This window comes from Haloimpatiens lingqiaonensis (genome assembly GCF_901447495.1).
In the GTDB taxonomy this organism is placed as follows: domain Bacteria; phylum Bacillota; class Clostridia; order Clostridiales; family Clostridiaceae; genus Haloimpatiens; species Haloimpatiens lingqiaonensis.
This window is the reverse complement of the sequence record NZ_CABDWS010000066.1, coordinates 1-17,347: the sequence shown is the minus strand read 5'-3', so window position 1 is coordinate 17,347 and position 17,347 is coordinate 1. Positions and strand designations below refer to the sequence as shown.

The window sequence follows — 17,347 nt, the reverse complement described above, 5'->3', positions numbered from 1 at the left end:
ATATAGGATTATACGATTATATGTTAATATAATATTTATATAAATAATTACAGAATTTTAATTAAAATATTTGAATAAAGTCTTTGTTAGGGATTAGAGACTAAGTTTAAGAGGTGTAAAATGGACAAGTCATCTAAATTGTATAGAAAAGCAGTTAAAGTTTTTGAAAAAGGTTATATAGATAAAGCTTTAAATATAAGTAAAAAAAGTTTACAGTGTAATAATAAAAATAGTTCCACATTGAATTTCATAGGATTACTTTATTATTTTAAAGGAGAGCTAGGTAATGCTCAAAAGATGTGGAATATAAATTATAAATATAATGGAGATATGGTATCTAAAAAGTATTTGCAAGATAGTAAGAATGATAAGGAAAGATTGTCCTTGTATATAAAAGGGGTTAAACTTTATGATGATATAAAGATAAACGATTCCTTAGAAATGTTTACTCAATGTGAAAAAAGTGATTTTAATTGTATAAATTTAAATAATTATATAGCTAGTTGTTATATAAAAAAAGGTGATTATAAGAAAAGTGAAGATTACATAAACAAGGTTTTAACCATGGATAGATACAATGAAGCAGCTATTAAAAATAAAAAAATGCTTCAGAAATATGGAGTTATTAATAAAAGTTATAAAAAAGAAATAACTTGGATTATAGCAATAATGTTAATTGTTATAGTTAGCTTCTTAACAGCTATTGGATTAAGAAAATATTTAAAAAAATTCAAAGATAGTAATTCGCAAAAAATAGTTGTGAAAAAAGAGTATAAAGAAAAAAATGAAGATAAAAATAAAGATAAGGTAGAAAAAAATCAGCAGAATAAACAAAATAAAAATAGTATTGGAACTAATAATAAAAATTCTAATGATACAAAGAATAATGCTGATAACCAAAAGGGGATTGCTCAAAAACAGGCATTTGATTTAAATATAATAAATGCATATATAAGCGAAAAAGATTTTTATAAAATATATAACTATATAGAAAATATTAAAGAAGAACAATTGACTATAAATGAAAAATTAGCATATCATAAAAGTGTAGAATTATTAAGAAGTGAAGGAGTAAACTTTTTTTACCAAAAGGCTTTAGAGGAAAATAAAAATAATAAAATAAAAGAAGCAAAAGAAGATTTAATAAGGGCTAAGAAGTTTTCTGATAATAATTATCTTCAAGAGCATATATTGTATTTTTTAGCTACTACCTATGAAAAGGAAGAAGATATACAAAATGCATTGGTATATTATAATGAGTATAGAGATAATTATGCAAAGGGAAATTATGAAGAAGTAGTACTATATAAATTAGCTATACTAAATAGATTTAACGATATTAATTTAGCTAAAAAATATGCAAGGGAACTAAAAAATTATTATGGCAGTTCCATTTATAATAATTCTAAAATAAACGATATACTCAATGGAAAGTAAAATACAAATGATATATGATTTACAGAATATATGTAATTCATATTGTGAAAAAGTAATTAGATGTGCTTGACTTTAATAATAAAAAGCTATAAAATGTAAATATAAAGATACCCTATGGGGGTACGAGGAGGTTATATTATGGTTAAGGAAATAAGTTCAATGAATTTTAATACAGAGGTTATGGAGGAAAATGTTCCAGTAGTAGTGGATTTTTGGGCAACTTGGTGTGGACCATGCAGAATGTTAGGACCAGTTATAGAAGATGTTTCTAATGAGTTATCAGGTAAGGCTAAATTTGTTAAAGTAAATGTAGATGAAAATCCAGATATAGCTCAAAAATATGGAATAGCAAGTATACCAACAGTAATGGTATTTAAAGGTGGTTCTGTAGTTGGAAATATGGTAGGTTTCAGACCTAAAAATGAAATAATGAAAGTGTTAGAATCACATATTTAGTATAGATAAAATTCATCTCTCATCGTATATAGGTGGGAGATGAATGTATATATATATTGTTTATATTTTATAAATTGTGTAATTGAACTTTCCCAGTTATAAAATAAAAATATAAATTTGCAGGTAAGTAATGGGATTACTTATTACCTTGTATACTGTAGAACTTAAAATTTATACGTGAAAGTTGAGTTGTGTAATAAATAACCGTAATTTTTACAGGTTAGTCTGTAGAGATACAGTTCACATAGAAGGAAGTGAATAGAATATATGAGCAATAGATATGATATAGCTATAATAGGAAGTGGTCCTGCAGGTTTATCTGCAGCGATTAATGCTAAAATTAGAAATAAAAAAATAATAGTATTTGGAAATGAACAGTTTAGTAATAAACTTATAAAAGCTCCAAGGATAGATAATTATCTAGGTTTCCATGGAATAAAAGGGCAAGAGCTTAAAGAACAATTTGCAAATCATATAAAAGCTATGGATATAAAGATAAATTTTGAAAGAGTAAACAATGTGTATGCCATGGGGGACTACTTTGCACTTATGGCAGGTGATAATAATTATGAGGCTAAAACAGTTATTTTAGCCACTGGTATAGAGTTTACAAGACCTTTAAAAGGGGAAGAAGAATTTTTAGGTAGAGGTGTTGGATATTGTGCTACCTGTGATGCTCCTTTATATAGGAATAAAGTTGTGAGTATAATAGGATATAATAAGGAAGCTGAGGAAGAAGCTAATTTTGTTTCAGAACTGGCAGCTAAGGTTTATTATGTTCCTATGTACAATGGAGTGTATAATATAAAAAGTACTGTAGAACTTGTAAAAGATACTCCATTAGAGGTTATAGGAGATTTAAGGGTTAGAAAATTAGTGTTGAAAAATAGAGAGATAGAAACCGACGGGGTATTCCCACTAAAGGATAGTGTACCGCCAAGTCAATTGGTTCCTGGGCTAGAAATGGAAGATGGACATATTAAAGTAGATAGGCATATGCAGACTAATATACCAGGATGCTTTGCCTGTGGAGATTGTGTGGGAAGACCTTATGCATATATGAAATCAGCTGGAGAAGGTCAAGTGGCGGCGTTGAGAGCTGTAAATTTATTAGATAACAGGACAAAATAGTAACAACTATATGGAAAATGATAAATAGTAAATCATAGAATATAAAAAATAGGTATAAAAAATTATATGAAACAAAAAAGGCTATGTGAGGAGAATTAGGACTCTCTTTAATATAGCCTTTTTAATTAAAAATCCCTAACCACTTATTTTACTGCAAAAAATATGTGGTTTCCTATGGACTTGGGATTCTTTTTATTTATGTTTTTCATCCAACTACAGGTAGATATTTTAGGATTATAAAAAAATACAGCCTTTGAAGTGGGATCTTTTCCTTTTAAAGCATCTAGTACTGCTCTGTAACTTTCATCATTTGGTTTTACGTCGATCCTACCATTTTTAACACAAGAAAAGGCATTTTTTTGTGTTACAACTCCTTCTACGGTGTTTGGAAAATCAGGACTAACTAATCTATTTAATATAACAGAAGCCACTGCTACTTTTCCATCATATGGTTCCCCACGACTTTCAGCATAAACTATTTGAGACATTAAGAATATGTCGTCATTGCTAATGTAGTAAGCTTTTTTGTCATTAAAAACCGCCACCAATCCATTTTCTTTCTCTTTGTATAAATTTTTAGTAGAATTTTCGTATTCTAGTGGTACGCTTTCCTTGCCTAATACTTCTACCTTTGTTAGACCAATACATAAGGTAAATATTAAAAGAAAAGCTTTAAATTTTTTCATTTTTTTCCTCCTTTTATTCTTGCAAAATATACGGCAATAGGAAAAGGTGAAAGCCTAATAAAAGGCTATTATAAATTCAAATAACATGAATTTATTGATAGTATTCCCCACTAGAAAAAAATAATACAAATAATCATAAAAAAATCTATTATTTTTCACTTAATGAATAAAACCCCAATTATCATAGGGTAATTGAGGTTGTTTTTATAAAAATTTATTTATAAATAGATTTTTTTAATTCTTTATATAAATTTGTAAAGTTTTCTTGGTTTATATTTACATTTGCTAATTTAGCATTTGCACTATCATATAGAGCATTTAGTTCTTCTATATCTACAACAGTATTTCCATTTTTAACTTGTTCTATGCTAATTGTGTATTTGAAATTTTGTAAATAATCATCATAATCATTTAGTAATGTTTTTAAAGAGTTATAGATAGTAATTTGATTTTCTGGAATGCTTATGGCATACAAATCCTTGCTAATTATCTTTATTTGTGATAAGTCTTCATTTAAGTTATCTAACAAGTCACTGTAGTGTATTTTGCCTTCCCTAACCTGAGGTAGCAAAGTAAAGTAGTCCTTTTTTGTTTTAGAAAAATTCATATATACAGAATCGATTTTTTCGGAAAAATCCATCAGTTGATTTAGAGAGATTTCCTTATCACGAAACTTTTTAAATTCCTCATAAGTATAGTTAGTAGAAGCATTTATAAGATCAGATACTGGTTTTAGAGAATTTAAAGATAGCTTATCCATGGTAAATGCAGAATAGTATTTTTCACATTCCCTGTAGCAATACTTTATATTATCAATATTTTTTTGATAGTTTGTATTAGTAGGATCTTTCAGTAAATTAATTAAATAGTTATATATAGATATATTTTGTTTTAAGCCACTAATTAAATAATTATAGGAGTCCTTATATTTTGCTGGAGGCGTTATGTTATTTAATTTATTTTTTATGTCATTTAATTGTTTTGCTCTTTTTAACGAATCCTCTGATATGACTTTGGGATCAAATTTATCTTTAAAGTTTAAATTTTCTACACCAGAATTAATCTTATTTATTGAATTTACCACATTACTTATATTTGCTTTATAGCCATTAAAGGACTTATTTATAGAAAAGTAATATGTAGTAAAGAAAACTAATGCTATAATAGCTATAATTCCAGATATAATAGAAATTTTTATTATAATTTTTTTAGATTTATTCTCCATGACTTACCCTCCTCATATATCATTTATACTTTTATATTATCATAAATTCTATAATATTCTAATTATTTTAGTTTAATTTAGTTTATGTTTTTTATACTATAAATAATTGTCATAGTGTATAATTATATTATAAGATTATAAAAGAACAACGTATTAGAAGAAGGTGGAATTATGCAAGCATTGAATATAATAATAAAAACTATTAAGGATATGAGTATAATTTCCTTATTGGATATAATTGTAGTAGCTTATATATTTTACAAAATATATAATTTAATAAAAGAGACTAGAGCAGAACAACTCCTTAAAGGAATAATTCTCATATTTTTAATGATACCTGTAAGTAGTTTTTTACATTTAGATATGTTAAATTGGATTTTAAATAAAACCTTGCCCATAGGACTTTTAACTTTTGTTGTTATTTTTCAACCAGAAATCAGAAGGGCTCTTGAGCATATAGGGAGGAGCACCTTCGATAAACATATAATAGAAGATGATGAAACTATGGATAAAGTTATTACTGAGGTAGTTACTGCTGTAGAAAATTTGTCAGAAAGTAAAACAGGGGCATTGATTGTTATAGAGCAGAGAACTGGATTAGCAGAAATAATTAATACGGGAACTAACATAGATGCGGTTGTTAGTTCAGCGCTTTTAGAAAATATTTTTGTAGTAAATACTCCTCTGCATGATGGTGCTACTATAATACGAAATGACAGAATAGTGTCCTCAGGATGTGTTCTTCCTCTTACAAACAATAATAATATAAATAAAAAGTTGGGTACAAGACATAGGGCAGCTATAGGTATTTCGGAGAATTCAGATGCTTTAACTATTATTGTATCAGAAGAAACAGGAACTATTTCATTAGCAGTAAATGGTGGATTAACAAGAAATTATGATAAAGATAAATTAAAGGATATATTGATAAAGATAATGCAATTTAGAAAAAAGAAAAAGAGTTCTTTTAAAGAGAAGGTGAAGGGATGGATAAAAAGAGAAGAAAAGATTTCATAATAAAAATATGCTGCCTAATAGTTGCCTTTGGATTATGGCTTTATATATCAAATATTGAAAATCCTATAAAGACCACAGTTATAAGAAATGTTCAAGTAAATATTGTAAATAAGGATGTATTATCACAATACGATTTAGTACAGTTGCCTAAGCAAAGTTATACGGTAAATGTAACAGTAAAGGGTGCTACTAGTGAAATTTATGCCATAAAACCATCATCTTTTAAGTTGGAAGCGGACATAAGTAATTATGCACTTAAAAAAGGAACTATGAAAATACCCGTTGAAGTGAAAAGTTCTCCAGGAAATGTAAGCATAATAAATCCAGAGAGTTTATGGGTGAAAATGGAGTTGGATAATTTTTCTCAAAAGAAAGTTCCAGTAAAGCTAAATATTAAAGGGGAGGCAAAGGCCGGGTTTAAAACAGCAGAGCCATTAGTTACCCCTGATACCGTTACAGTTAGTGGGGCAGAACAGTATGTAAATTATGTAAATGCAGCTTCTATAGATATAGATTTGACTAATGAAGAAAAAAATATAGATGAAACCTTTAAGGTAATTCCAGTAGATATATCTGGAAGCAAGGTGGATTATGTTTCGGTGGAACCATACCAGGTTAAAGTTCAAATTCCCTTAGATAAAACCAAATACGTTCCAATAGAAGCGAGCATTAAGCCCTCAAAAGATAAATTTTTTACCAGTGTATCTATTATACCAGAAAGCATATCTATTTCAGGTGATGCATATAAACTTAAAAAAGTAGAAAAAATATTCACGGAGGATATTGACTTAAATAGCTTCAATAGTGGTGACACTGTTGAAGTACCATTGAAAATTCCAGAGGGTATAAAGACTTCTTACTCGGGAAAAGTTAAAGTAAAGATAACATACAATACTGTAATTCAAAAGAATATAGCTTTAGATGTAAAAACTAAAAATCTAAAGGAAGGTTTAGAAGCAGTTTTAAATGATAAGGAAATTTCAGTAGTAATATCAGGTACTGATGATAAAATAAAAGCACTTAAAAATACAGATTTAAGTTGTTACGTGGATCTTAATTCATTAGGTGAGGGTACTTATAATGTGCCAGTTAAAGTGGTAATTCCTGATGATATAAATGAAGTTTCGTATAGCCCTCAAACTATTAAAGTAACAATAAAAAAGAAGGAAGTGAGCAAAACTAATGACAATTAGAGTAAATAATATAGTATTAGACATAGATGAGGATATGAGCTTAGTTAAAGAAAAAGCTTTAAAGAAGATTAAATTAAAAGAAAAATATGTAGAAAGTTTTAAAATACTTAGAGAGTCTATAGATGCTAGAAAAAAGGATAAGATTAAGTTTAATTATACTGTAGAAGTTAATTGTGAAAAGGAGTCTAAGGTAGTTTCTAGAGCAAATAATAAGGACGTTAAATTAGAGGATACAGTATACAGGGATGAAATAGTTTTTGGAAACAAAAGTTTAGATACTAGGCCAATAATAGTAGGTATGGGACCGGCAGGGATGTTTGCCGGTCTTATTATGGCTGAAAAAGGATATAAACCCATTATAGTGGAAAGAGGGCAAAAGGTAGAAGAAAGAACGGAATCTGTACAGGAATTTTGGAAAAGCGGTAAGTTAAATATAAATTCTAATGTACAATTTGGAGAGGGCGGTGCAGGAACTTTTTCAGATGGTAAATTAACCACTAGGATAAAAGATGTTAGATGTGATTATATATTGGAAAAACTAGTGGAGTATGGGGCGCCAGAGGAGATTATATACAAGGGGAAACCACATATAGGAACTGATATATTGAAAATAGTAGTTAAAAATATAAGAAAAAGAATAATTGAGTTAGGTGGGGAAGTTAGGTTTAATAGTTTACTTCAGGATATAGTGATGGAAAAGGGCAAAATCAAATATGCAGTGATAAATGGAGAGGAAATACCTTGTGAGGTTCTTATTTTAGCTATAGGACATAGTTCAAGAGATACATATACCATGCTATACAATAATAAAATATTTATGTCACCTAAGCCTTTTGCCATAGGAGTTAGAGTAGAACATCTTCAAGAATTTATGAATGTGAACCAATATGGAAAATATGCTAATCACCCTAGATTAAAAGCAGCAGACTATAGATTAAGTTATACTAGTAAAGCTACAAATAGAGCTGTTTATAGTTTTTGCATGTGTCCTGGGGGAGATGTAGTAGCTGCTGCTTCAGAAGAGGAAAGATTAGTAACTAATGGTATGAGCTATTATAAAAGAGATGGTGAAAATGCAAACTCTGCAATAGTAGTAGCTGTATCACCAGAGGATTTTCAATCTAATAGTCCTTTAAGCGGCATGGAATTTCAGAGACATTATGAAGCTTTGGCTTATAAGACAGGCGGTGGTGGATATATTGCACCATTACAGCTATTAGGAGATTTTTTAAAGGATCAAAAGAGCAGTAGGCTTGGAAGGGTTAAGCCCACATATACGCCAGGATACAATTTTGCAGATTTAAGAGAATGCTTACCTAAGTATGTTGTAGATACTATGAAGGAAGGATTTATGGACTTTGATAAAAAAATAAAAGGTTTTGCAGCAGAGGATACTATTTTAACAGGTATAGAAACTAGAACCTCAGCGCCTGTAAGAATTGAAAGAAATGAAAATTTAGAAAGTATATCTGTAAAAGGCCTTTATCCAGCAGGTGAGGGAGCAGGATATGCAGGAGGCATAGTATCAGCAGCAGTGGATGGACTTAAAGTAGCAGAAAATATTATGAAGGAATATAAACCTGGCATTTAAATTTTATTAAAAAATAGATTTTATTCTGAATTTTTGTTAAAATAAAAATAATGGGGAATTTTATTATAGGGGGTAATATAATGATTGGGAGAAAATATGTTTTAGTAATTAACCCAGGCTCTACCTCTACCAAAATAGCCATATATCAAGGTGAAAACTGTGTGGTATCACACAATCTTTCTCATGACTCAGAAGAAATAAAAAAATATAATAAAATTTATGACCAAAAGGACATGAGAACAGATAAGATATTGAAATGGCTAGAAGAAAATAATATAAGTTTATCAGAACTTCAGGGAGTAGTAGGTAGAGGTGGGCTTTTAAGACCTATGCCAGGAGGAACCTATAAAGTTACAGAAGCTATGCTTGAAGATTTAAAGTTAGGATATCAAGGACAACATGCTTCAAATTTAGGTGGAATTATAGCAGAGGAAATAGGAAAGAAAGCAGGGGTTACTTCCTTCATAGTAGATCCAGTGGCAGTGGATGAAGTTGATGAAGTGGCTAGAATATCTGGTTTGCCAGAGATTCCAAGAAGATCCTTGGTTCATGCTTTAAATGTGAAGGCAGTTACTAGAAGAGTATGCAAAGAACTTAACAAGTCCTTTTGGAAGAGCAGTTTTGTAGTGGCACATATAGGTGGAGGAATAACTGTTTCACCAGTTAAAAATGGTAGAATATTAGATTGCAATAATGCTAATGAAGAGGGACCTTTTTCCCCAGAAAGAGCAGCTGGACTTCCAGTAGGAGACTTAGTTAAATTGATTTTTAGCAAGAAATATGATGAAAAAGAATTTAGGAAAAAAATTATTGGTGAAGGCGGATTAGTAGGATATTTAGGAACTAATGATGCTAGAAAAGTAGAGAAAATGATAGAAGCTGGAGATGAAAAAGCATTATTGGTATTTAAAGCTATGGCATATCAAATAGCTAAAGAAATAGGAGCTATGGCTACAGTAATAAATGGTAAAGTTGATGGTATAATTTTAACTGGAGGAGTGGCTTATGATAAGAAAATAGTAGATTGGATAAGCCAAATGGTTGAATTTATCGCTCCAGTACATGTAGTCCCTGGGGAAGATGAGATGTTAGCTTTGGCACAAGGAGCATTAAGAGTTATAAATGGACAAGAAAATGCTAAAATTTATGAGGAAGAGGTGCAGATGTAATGATAAAAAATTTTCATGAGGTTTTACAAAAGGCTAAAAGTATAGAAAGAAAAATAGTATCTGTAGCAGTGGCTCAAGATGAGCCAGTCCTTATGGCTATTAAAAATGCCAAGGAAAGTGGAATTGCAGATGCTATATTAGTAGGAGACAAGGAAGAGATAATTTCTATTGGAACAAAAATAGGAATGAAAATGGGTGATTACCAGATAATTGATGAAAAGGATTACAAAAAAGCTGCATTAAAAGCTGTAGAATTGGTATCTTCAAAAAAAGCAGATATGGTTATGAAAGGGCTTATAGATACAGCTAACTTTTTAAGAGCAGTGTTAAATAAGGAAATTGGTCTTAGAACAGGAAGTTTGATGTCACATGTAGCAGTATTTGAAATACCAACTTTAAATAGATTATTATTTTTAACTGATGCAGCATTTAATATGTATCCAGAGCTTAAGGAAAAAATTGATATAGTAAATAATGCAGTTAAAGTGGCTCATTCTGTAGGAATAGAGTGTCCAAAGGTAGCTCCAATATGTGCAGTAGAAGTGGTTAATCCTAATATGCCAGCTACCCTAGATGCAGCAACTCTTTCAAAAATGAGTGATAGAGGACAAATAAAGGGATGCGTTATAGATGGACCTTTAGGACTTGATAATGCTATTTCTGAAGAAGCAGCAAGACATAAAAAGGTTTCAGGACCAGTGGCTGGACAGGCAGATATAGTATTAATGCCAAATATTGAAGCTGGAAATGTAATGTACAAAACTTTAACCTATACAACTAATAGTAAAAATGGTGGACTTTTAGTGGGAACTTCAGCACCAGTAGTATTGACTTCAAGAGCAGACAGTGAAGAAACAAAATTAAACTCAATAGCATTAGCTGCACTTGTAGCAGAGCTTTTAAAGAAAAATAAATAAAATTATATACCAATATGGAGGAGAAGTTATGTCATATAAGTTATTAATAATAAACCCAGGCTCTACATCAACAAAAATAGGTGTATATGAAGATGAAAAACAAATATTAGAAGAAACTTTAAGACATTCAGCTGAAGAAATAGGAAAATATAATTCTATATTTGAACAGTTAGATTTCAGAAAAGAGGTAATATTAAAAGTATTAAAAGAAAAGGATTTTGATATAAAAACTTTAGACGCTGTAGTTGGAAGAGGTGGACTTTTAAAACCTATAGAAGGCGGTACATACAGTGTAAATGAAAGAATGCTTGAAGACTTAAAAATTGGAATACAAGGACAGCACGCATCAAATTTAGGTGGAATACTTGCAAATGAGATTGCAAAGTCTTTAAATATTCCTTCTTTCATAGTAGATCCTGTAGTTGTAGATGAAATGGAGGAAGTAGCAAGAATATCAGGTATGCCAGAAATAGAAAGAAAGAGCATATTCCATGCATTAAACCAAAAGGCAGTTGCTAAAAGATATGCAAAAGAAAATGGAAAGAAATACGAAGAATTTAATTTAATAGTAGCTCATATGGGTGGAGGAGTTTCTGTAGGGGCTCATAAAAAAGGAAAAGTAGTAGATGTTAACAATGCACTAGATGGAGAAGGACCATTTTCACCAGAAAGATCTGGAGGACTTCCTGTAGGTGATCTTACTAAAATGTGTTTCAGTGGAAAATATACATTAGAGGAAATGAAGAAAAAGATAAATGGAAAAGGCGGTTTTGTAGCTTATTTGGGAACAAATAATGCTAAAGAAGTTGGAGATAAAGCAGTTGCTGGAGATAAACAGTGTAAATTATTATTTGACTCTATGGCTTATCAAGTAGCTAAAGAAATTGGTAAATGCGCTGCAGTATTATGTGGTAAGGTAGATGCTATAATATTAACTGGGGGCATAGCTTATAGCAAAGATATGCAGCAAGCTATAAAGGAAAAGGTAGAGTTCATAGCTCCATTAGTTGTATATCCAGGAGAAGACGAGCTATTAGCTTTAGCACAAGGTGGACTTAGAGTTTTAACTGGGGAAGAAAAAGCTAGAGAATATAAGTAAAAATATAGAGCTTGAATTTATAATTAAAAATCTTAAATATACAGTATAACGGTTATTATTTGAAAAATACTGGAAGCAAATTATCTATTGTAAACGATATTAATTAGGTGTAAAGTATAAGTAAGGGACAAAATGAATTTTTGAAAAGAGAGTTGATGTGCATGAGCAAAATAAGAATTTTTACCGGTCATTTTGGCAGTGGTAAAACAGAAATAGCAATAAACACAGCAATAGATTTAAAAAAACAAGGCAAAAAAGTAACCATTGTGGACATAGACATAGTAAATCCCTATTTTTGTGTAAGAGATTTAAAAACGAATTTAGAAGAACAAGGAATAAAAGTTGTATCTTCTAATCCAGAATATGTTAATGCAGAGTTAATGGTTGTCCCTTCAGAGGTAATGACTGTTTTTAATGATGATGATGATCATGAGGTAATAATTGACGTTGGTGGAGATGAGCAAGGAGCTATAGCACTAGGACAGTATAATAGATATTTTAGACAATATGGTTACCAAATGTATTTTGTAATTAACAATAACAGGCCTTTAACTAAGGAGTCAGAGGATACAGAAAAATTTCTAAAGGATATAGAGAGGACTTCAAGATTAAAAGTAACAGGCCTAATAGCCAATAGCAATATGTCCTATGAAACAGAAATTCATCACGTACTAGAGGGACATAGAAAAACTATGGAGTTATCTAAAAAATTAAATATACCTTATAAATATTTAACTTGTAGGAAGGATTTGGTAGAACAAATTAAGAATAAAGTAGATGTAGAGGTATATGGATTAGATATATTCATGAAACCACCTTGGAGGTAATTTTTTTAATTAGATAATTCAGAAATTTTATATTAATATTATTATTGGTAATTTTGTGAAATATAAATTTAATATATAAAGGGGGTAGTGTTATGCCAAGAGTAACTTTCAGAGAAGATAGATGTAAAGGATGTGGCAACTGTATAGAAGCTTGTCCTAAGAAAATAATATCATTTTCTGACAAAATGAATGTGAAAGGTTACCATCCAGCAACAGTAACTGAAGAGAAAATGAAAGAATGTATAGGATGTGCTTCTTGTGGAAGAATGTGTCCAGATGCTGTAATAACAGTTGAAAAAGAAGAAAAATAATCTATAGGGGGGAAAGACAATGGGAGAAAAGGTTTTAATGAAAGGTAATGAAGCTATAGCTGAAGCTGCAATACAAGCTAACTGTAAAGCTTTCTTTGGATACCCAATAACACCACAAACAGAAGTAGCTGCATATATGTCTAGAAAAATGCCTAAAATAGGCAGAGTATTTATACAAGCAGAAAGTGAAGTAGCTGCTATAAATATGGTATATGGTGCTGCAGGTACTGGAGTAAGATGTATGACATCTTCAAGTAGCCCTGGAATAAGCTTAAAAGCAGAAGGAATATCATATATTGCAGGAGCAGAGCTTCCATGCGTTATTATAAACATAGTAAGAGGAGGCCCAGGACTTGGAAGTATACAACCAGCTCAATCAGATTACTTCCAAGCAACTAAAGGTTGTGGACATGGTGATTACAGATTGCCAGTATTTGCACCTTCTTCAATACAAGAAATGGTAGATTTAATTCAAGAGGCTTTTGACGTAGCAGATATGTATAGAACTCCTTGCATGGTAATGGGAGATGGAATGCTTGGTCAAATGATGGAGCCAGTTGAATTTAAAGAAAGAACAGCAAGAAACTTACCAGAAAAAAATTGGGCTGCTAATGGATTACAAGGAAGAAAAGAACACAATGTAATAAATTCATTGTATTTAAAATCAGAAGACTTAGAGCAACACAATATTAAATTACAAAAGAAATATTCAGAAATAGAAAAGAATGAAGTTAAATATGAGTTATATAATTGTGAAGGGGAAAAAGACCTTATAATAGTTGCATATGGTACTACATCAAGAATATGTAAAAATGTTATAAAGGCAGCTAAAGAACAAGGAATAGAATTAGGACTTGTAAGACCAATAACATTATGGCCATTCCCTAACGAAGCTTTTGAAAAGACTGTAAATAACACAAAACATGGATACTTATCAGTTGAAATGAGTTGTGGACAAATGATTGAGGACGTTAAACTTGCTGTTAATGGCAGAAAACCAGTAGATTTCTATGGAAGAACTGGCGGAATGGTTCCTCATCCAGAAGATATACTAGCAAAGGTTAAGGAAATTGTAGGGGGTGTAAAATAATGAAGGTAGTATTTCAACCACCAAAAGCGTTATTAGATGTGCCTACACATTACTGTCCAGGATGTACTCACGGAGTTATTCATAGACTAGTAGCAGAAGTTATAGATGAATTAGGCATAGTGGACAAGACTATAGGAGTAGCTCCAGTAGGATGTTCAGTTCTTGCATATGATTATTTTGCATGTGATATGTTTGAAGCAGCTCACGGAAGAGCACCAGCTGTTGCTACAGGAATAAAAAGAACTAATCCAGACAAGGTAGTTTTCACATACCAAGGAGATGGAGACTTAGCAGCTATAGGAACTGCTGAAATAGTGCATGCTGCTACAAGAGGAGAACACTTAACTACTATATTCGTAAATAACTGTATATATGGAATGACTGGTGGACAAATGGCTCCAACTACATTACCAGGACAAGTTACAGAAACTACTCCTTATGGAAGAGATGTAAACTTAGCTGGTCATCCAATAAGAGTATCAGAAATGATATCTACTTTAACAGGAGCTTGTTATGTTGAAAGAGTTTCAGTAGACAGTGTTCCAAATGTAATAAAAGCTAAAAAAGCAATAAAGAAAGCTTTCCAAAATCAATTAGAAGGAAAAGGTTTCTCATTAATAGAAGTTTTATCAATATGCCCAACTAACTGGGGATTATCACCTAAAGAAGCTATGCAGTGGTTAAGAGATAATATGATGCCATATTATCCACTAGGAGTTAAAAAAGACTCTACTACTGAGGAGGTGAAATAGTATGACACAAGAGGTTATATTTGCAGGTTTTGGAGGACAAGGTATACTTTCCATGGGGAAATTCTTAGCTTATGCTGGTATGGATGCTAATTTAAATGTTTCATGGCTTCCTTCTTACGGACCAGAAATGCGTGGAGGTACAGCAAACTGTTCTGTTATATTATCAAAAGAGCCAGTAGGTTCACCTATAGTTACAGAACCAAGTTCTGTTATAGTTATGAATAGACCATCTTTAGATAAATTCGAAGAAAGCATGGTTAAAGGTGGATTATTAATAATGGATAGTGATTTAGTAAACAGAGATGCTGAAAGAACAGATATAGAAGTTATAAAAATACCTGCTCAATCCGAAGCAGAAAAATTAGGTAGCAAAAAAATAGCTAATATGATTCTTTTAGGAGCACTTGTTAAAAAGACTGGTATAGTTTCTATGGAAGAATTATTAGCAGCACTTAAAGCTCATGGTAAAGAAAAATTCTATGAGGTAAATAAAGCTGCATTAGAAAAAGGTGCAGAATACGCTAAATAAAATTTTAATGCGTAATTGATAATTTAAAGACTAAAGGATTTAACTCTTACTTAAATATCTGAGTTAAACCTTTAGTCTTTTTATAATAATAAAAGGAGTATTGTTGTTGGAGGTTTGATAAAATGGAGAAAAAAAGAGATTTAAGTATATCTGGTTCAGGCTCTATTAGTGGGGGAGAATATAATGAAGTTCGCATATCCGGTTCTGGTAAAGTATTAGGAGATATTATTTGTAAGGATTTTAGAATTAGTGGTTCTGGTAAAGTTGAGGGGAATGTGAAAGCTGAAAATTATAGCATAAGCGGCTCATCTAAAATAATGGGTTCACTGGAATGTGAAAATTTCAAAGTCTCTGGTTCAGCTTATATAATAGGAGATCTTAAAGGAAAATATATGTCTATTTCTGGTAATAACAAAATAGATGGAAGTTTGTATGGAGAAGAAATAAAAATATCCGGAGGAATACATGTAGGAAAAGATTGTGAAGTAGAGAATTTTAAAGCTAGTGGAAATTTTGAAATAGCAGGTTTGTTAAATGCAGAAAATATAGAAGTAGATATAGGGGGGAGGTGTACAGTTAAAGAAATAGGAGGGGAAAATATAAATATTAAAAATGGAGATATAGGAGGATTTGCTTTATTAAACTTGTTTATTAAAAGAAAGCTTTTTGTAGAGAGTATAGAAGGGGATAATATACATTTGGAAAATACTGTTGCTAATATGGTTAGAGGTAAAAATGTATATATTGCAGAAGGATGCGAAATAAATACTTTAGAATATGCTGAAAAAGTTAAGATAGATTCTAATGCTAAAGTTTTAAAAATTAAAGAAGTTTAAAATATATATAATAGGTATAAAATTTTTTACTTGAAATTTTTCTTTAAAACTATATAATAAATATATTAAGGTATTATAGATATATTTGTTAATATAAAAGGCTGAAAGAAAATGAAAGGAGTGAGTATATGCTTCACAAGGTTATAAGTAGGTGTCCCGTATGTAATAATAATCTTTCGGTGACACGATTGGAATGTAAAAATTGTGGTACTATAATACAAAATGAATTTCATTTATCTAAATTTGCCTATTTAAATAAGGAACAAGAAGACTTTATAGAAGTTTTCTTAAAATGCAGGGGAAACATAAAAGATGTTGAGAAAGAACTGGGAATATCTTATCCAACAGTTAGGGCTAAATTAGATGATGTAATATCTGCATTGGGATATACTGTAGATAAAAAAATAAAGTGTGATAAAAAAGAATTAACCAATATAATAAACTCAGAGGATATTTAATGTAAAGCTCCAAACACTAAATTTGTTTGGGGATTTTTTATTGTCAATTGCCTAGATAGGTCAGAAGTTTAGCGCTTAAAAATTTTTGGGGCGTGAGCCCGCTGATTTATAATGAATGATTGAGGGTTAGGTTAAAAACCATAAATTCTGATTTTTGCTGGAAATTTTAGAGAAAAAATTTGCATAATAAAAGCATCCTTTTTATAATAGTTTTGACAAGAAACCAACTTAAAAAGGATGCTGATAAAATGAGTAAAAGTTATTTAAAACAATTACTTACTTATATTAATAAGGTATACGATATAGGTGAAAAAATCAATAACTTAAAAGATAAAAGAATAAAATCTGATGTAAAAATTTCAACAATTACCTTCGTGGTGTTATTTGGATTTATGCTTCAGATAAGAAGTTTCAATAGATTAGAACATTGGCTTAAAAAAGGCAAGTTTAAAAAAGTAATACCTAAAAAAACTAAAATGCCACGCATTGATGCCGTTAGGCGCTCCTTAAGTGATTTTGATTTAGATGGATTAAAAGAAATTCATAAACATATAATAAAAACCATTGTAAAAAATAAAGTATTTAGAAATGGTACTATAGATAAATTAAAAGTAGTTGCCATA

At 30.5% G+C, this 17,347-nt stretch carries 19 protein-coding genes; 17 read left to right on the top strand and 2 right to left on the bottom strand.

The window, feature by feature from the left end; genetic code table 11:
- The first annotated feature begins 120 nt into the window (after positions 1–120).
- The 3 genes from FGK85_RS11910 (at position 121) to FGK85_RS11900 (ending at position 3,024) form a co-directional block, all read left to right on the top strand.
- Complete coding sequence (locus FGK85_RS11910; protein ID WP_138206923.1) at positions 121–1,437, top strand: tetratricopeptide repeat protein; 1,317 nt, start codon at positions 121–123, stop codon at positions 1,435–1,437.
- A gap of 138 nt (positions 1,438–1,575) precedes the next feature.
- The gene (gene trxA, locus FGK85_RS11905) at positions 1,576–1,893 is read left to right on the top strand and encodes a thioredoxin (RefSeq protein ID WP_138206921.1); all 318 of its coding nucleotides are present in this window, start codon (positions 1,576–1,578) and stop codon (positions 1,891–1,893) included.
- Between the two features lie 267 nt (positions 1,894–2,160).
- On the top strand, positions 2,161–3,024 hold the full coding sequence (locus FGK85_RS11900) for an NAD(P)/FAD-dependent oxidoreductase (protein ID WP_138206919.1): 864 nt from the start codon (positions 2,161–2,163) through the stop codon (positions 3,022–3,024).
- 143 nt (positions 3,025–3,167) lie between these two features.
- Here FGK85_RS11900 and FGK85_RS11895 read toward each other — a convergent pair whose 3' ends face one another.
- Together FGK85_RS11895 and FGK85_RS11890 are read right to left on the bottom strand one after the other, a co-directional pair.
- Entirely contained in the window at positions 3,168–3,710 is a 543-nt protein-coding gene (locus tag FGK85_RS11895) for a cell wall hydrolase (RefSeq protein ID WP_138206917.1), read from the bottom strand.
- Between the two features lie 214 nt (positions 3,711–3,924).
- Positions 3,925–4,935 carry a hypothetical protein gene (locus FGK85_RS11890; RefSeq protein ID WP_138206915.1) on the bottom strand — a complete coding sequence of 337 codons (1,011 nt, stop codon included), beginning with the start codon at positions 4,933–4,935 and terminating at the stop codon, positions 3,925–3,927.
- A gap of 171 nt (positions 4,936–5,106) precedes the next feature.
- Between FGK85_RS11890 and cdaA the strand changes: the two genes are divergently transcribed.
- From cdaA to FGK85_RS11820, 14 genes are all read left to right on the top strand, one after another.
- Positions 5,107–5,952, top strand: a complete 846-nt coding sequence (gene cdaA / locus FGK85_RS11885; RefSeq protein WP_138206913.1) for a diadenylate cyclase CdaA — start codon at positions 5,107–5,109, stop codon at positions 5,950–5,952.
- On the top strand, positions 5,922–7,145 hold the full coding sequence (locus tag FGK85_RS11880; protein ID WP_138206911.1) for a CdaR family protein: 1,224 nt from the start codon (positions 5,922–5,924) through the stop codon (positions 7,143–7,145). Before cdaA ends, FGK85_RS11880 begins: the two co-directional genes overlap by 31 nt.
- Complete coding sequence (locus FGK85_RS11875) at positions 7,135–8,736, top strand: NAD(P)/FAD-dependent oxidoreductase (RefSeq protein ID WP_138206909.1); 1,602 nt, start codon at positions 7,135–7,137, stop codon at positions 8,734–8,736. Before FGK85_RS11880 ends, FGK85_RS11875 begins: the two co-directional genes overlap by 11 nt.
- 80 nt (positions 8,737–8,816) lie before the next feature.
- Positions 8,817–9,905, top strand: a complete 1,089-nt coding sequence (gene buk, locus FGK85_RS11870; RefSeq protein WP_138206907.1) for a butyrate kinase — start codon at positions 8,817–8,819, stop codon at positions 9,903–9,905.
- On the top strand, positions 9,905–10,822 hold the full coding sequence (gene ptb, locus FGK85_RS11865) for a phosphate butyryltransferase (protein WP_138206905.1): 918 nt from the start codon (positions 9,905–9,907) through the stop codon (positions 10,820–10,822). Before buk (FGK85_RS11870) ends, ptb begins: the two co-directional genes overlap by 1 nt.
- 28 nt (positions 10,823–10,850) lie before the next feature.
- The gene (gene buk / locus FGK85_RS11860) at positions 10,851–11,921 is read left to right on the top strand and encodes a butyrate kinase (protein WP_138206903.1); all 1,071 of its coding nucleotides are present in this window, start codon (positions 10,851–10,853) and stop codon (positions 11,919–11,921) included.
- Positions 11,922–12,082: 161 nt separating this feature from the next.
- Entirely contained in the window at positions 12,083–12,748 is a 666-nt protein-coding gene (locus tag FGK85_RS11855; protein WP_138206898.1) for a P-loop NTPase, read from the top strand.
- A 92-nt stretch (positions 12,749–12,840) separates the two neighbouring features.
- Positions 12,841–13,059, top strand: a complete 219-nt coding sequence (locus FGK85_RS11850; RefSeq protein ID WP_102399103.1) for a 4Fe-4S dicluster domain-containing protein — start codon at positions 12,841–12,843, stop codon at positions 13,057–13,059.
- Positions 13,060–13,078: 19 nt separating this feature from the next.
- Positions 13,079–14,149 carry a 3-methyl-2-oxobutanoate dehydrogenase subunit VorB gene (locus tag FGK85_RS11845; RefSeq protein ID WP_138206896.1) on the top strand — a complete coding sequence of 357 codons (1,071 nt, stop codon included), beginning with the start codon at positions 13,079–13,081 and terminating at the stop codon, positions 14,147–14,149.
- Positions 14,149–14,901: a thiamine pyrophosphate-dependent enzyme gene (locus FGK85_RS11840; protein ID WP_138206894.1), complete on the top strand. Its 753-nt coding sequence runs from the start codon at positions 14,149–14,151 to the stop codon at positions 14,899–14,901. The genes FGK85_RS11845 and FGK85_RS11840 overlap by 1 nt, the downstream gene beginning before the upstream one ends.
- A gap of 1 nt (position 14,902) precedes the next feature.
- Positions 14,903–15,430, top strand: coding sequence for a 2-oxoacid:acceptor oxidoreductase family protein (locus FGK85_RS11835; RefSeq protein ID WP_138206892.1), 528 nt, complete (start codon positions 14,903–14,905; stop codon positions 15,428–15,430).
- A 122-nt stretch (positions 15,431–15,552) separates the two neighbouring features.
- Positions 15,553–16,266 (top strand): polymer-forming cytoskeletal protein, encoded by a 714-nt coding sequence (locus tag FGK85_RS11830; protein ID WP_138206890.1) that lies wholly within the window; start codon positions 15,553–15,555, stop codon positions 16,264–16,266.
- Between the two features lie 128 nt (positions 16,267–16,394).
- Complete coding sequence (locus FGK85_RS11825; RefSeq protein WP_138206888.1) at positions 16,395–16,724, top strand: DUF2089 domain-containing protein; 330 nt, start codon at positions 16,395–16,397, stop codon at positions 16,722–16,724.
- A gap of 248 nt (positions 16,725–16,972) precedes the next feature.
- A partial coding sequence (locus FGK85_RS11820) for a hypothetical protein (protein WP_341472459.1) occupies positions 16,973–17,347 on the top strand: 375 nt, incomplete at its 3' end.

Coding starts and splice junctions, on each gene's coding strand:
- FGK85_RS11910 (WP_138206923.1), top strand. CDS start 121: ATGGACAAGTCATCTAAATTGTATAGAAAAGCAGTTAAAGTTTTTGAA.
- trxA (WP_138206921.1), top strand. CDS start 1,576: ATGGTTAAGGAAATAAGTTCAATGAATTTTAATACAGAGGTTATGGAG.
- FGK85_RS11900 (WP_138206919.1), top strand. CDS start 2,161: ATGAGCAATAGATATGATATAGCTATAATAGGAAGTGGTCCTGCAGGT.
- FGK85_RS11895 (WP_138206917.1), bottom strand. CDS start 3,710: ATGAAAAAATTTAAAGCTTTTCTTTTAATATTTACCTTATGTATTGGT.
- FGK85_RS11890 (WP_138206915.1), bottom strand. CDS start 4,935: ATGGAGAATAAATCTAAAAAAATTATAATAAAAATTTCTATTATATCT.
- cdaA (WP_138206913.1), top strand. CDS start 5,107: ATGCAAGCATTGAATATAATAATAAAAACTATTAAGGATATGAGTATA.
- FGK85_RS11880 (WP_138206911.1), top strand. CDS start 5,922: ATGGATAAAAAGAGAAGAAAAGATTTCATAATAAAAATATGCTGCCTA.
- FGK85_RS11875 (WP_138206909.1), top strand. CDS start 7,135: ATGACAATTAGAGTAAATAATATAGTATTAGACATAGATGAGGATATG.
- buk (WP_138206907.1), top strand. CDS start 8,817: ATGATTGGGAGAAAATATGTTTTAGTAATTAACCCAGGCTCTACCTCT.
- ptb (WP_138206905.1), top strand. CDS start 9,905: ATGATAAAAAATTTTCATGAGGTTTTACAAAAGGCTAAAAGTATAGAA.
- buk (WP_138206903.1), top strand. CDS start 10,851: ATGTCATATAAGTTATTAATAATAAACCCAGGCTCTACATCAACAAAA.
- FGK85_RS11855 (WP_138206898.1), top strand. CDS start 12,083: ATGAGCAAAATAAGAATTTTTACCGGTCATTTTGGCAGTGGTAAAACA.
- FGK85_RS11850 (WP_102399103.1), top strand. CDS start 12,841: ATGCCAAGAGTAACTTTCAGAGAAGATAGATGTAAAGGATGTGGCAAC.
- FGK85_RS11845 (WP_138206896.1), top strand. CDS start 13,079: ATGGGAGAAAAGGTTTTAATGAAAGGTAATGAAGCTATAGCTGAAGCT.
- FGK85_RS11840 (WP_138206894.1), top strand. CDS start 14,149: ATGAAGGTAGTATTTCAACCACCAAAAGCGTTATTAGATGTGCCTACA.
- FGK85_RS11835 (WP_138206892.1), top strand. CDS start 14,903: ATGACACAAGAGGTTATATTTGCAGGTTTTGGAGGACAAGGTATACTT.
- FGK85_RS11830 (WP_138206890.1), top strand. CDS start 15,553: ATGGAGAAAAAAAGAGATTTAAGTATATCTGGTTCAGGCTCTATTAGT.
- FGK85_RS11825 (WP_138206888.1), top strand. CDS start 16,395: ATGCTTCACAAGGTTATAAGTAGGTGTCCCGTATGTAATAATAATCTT.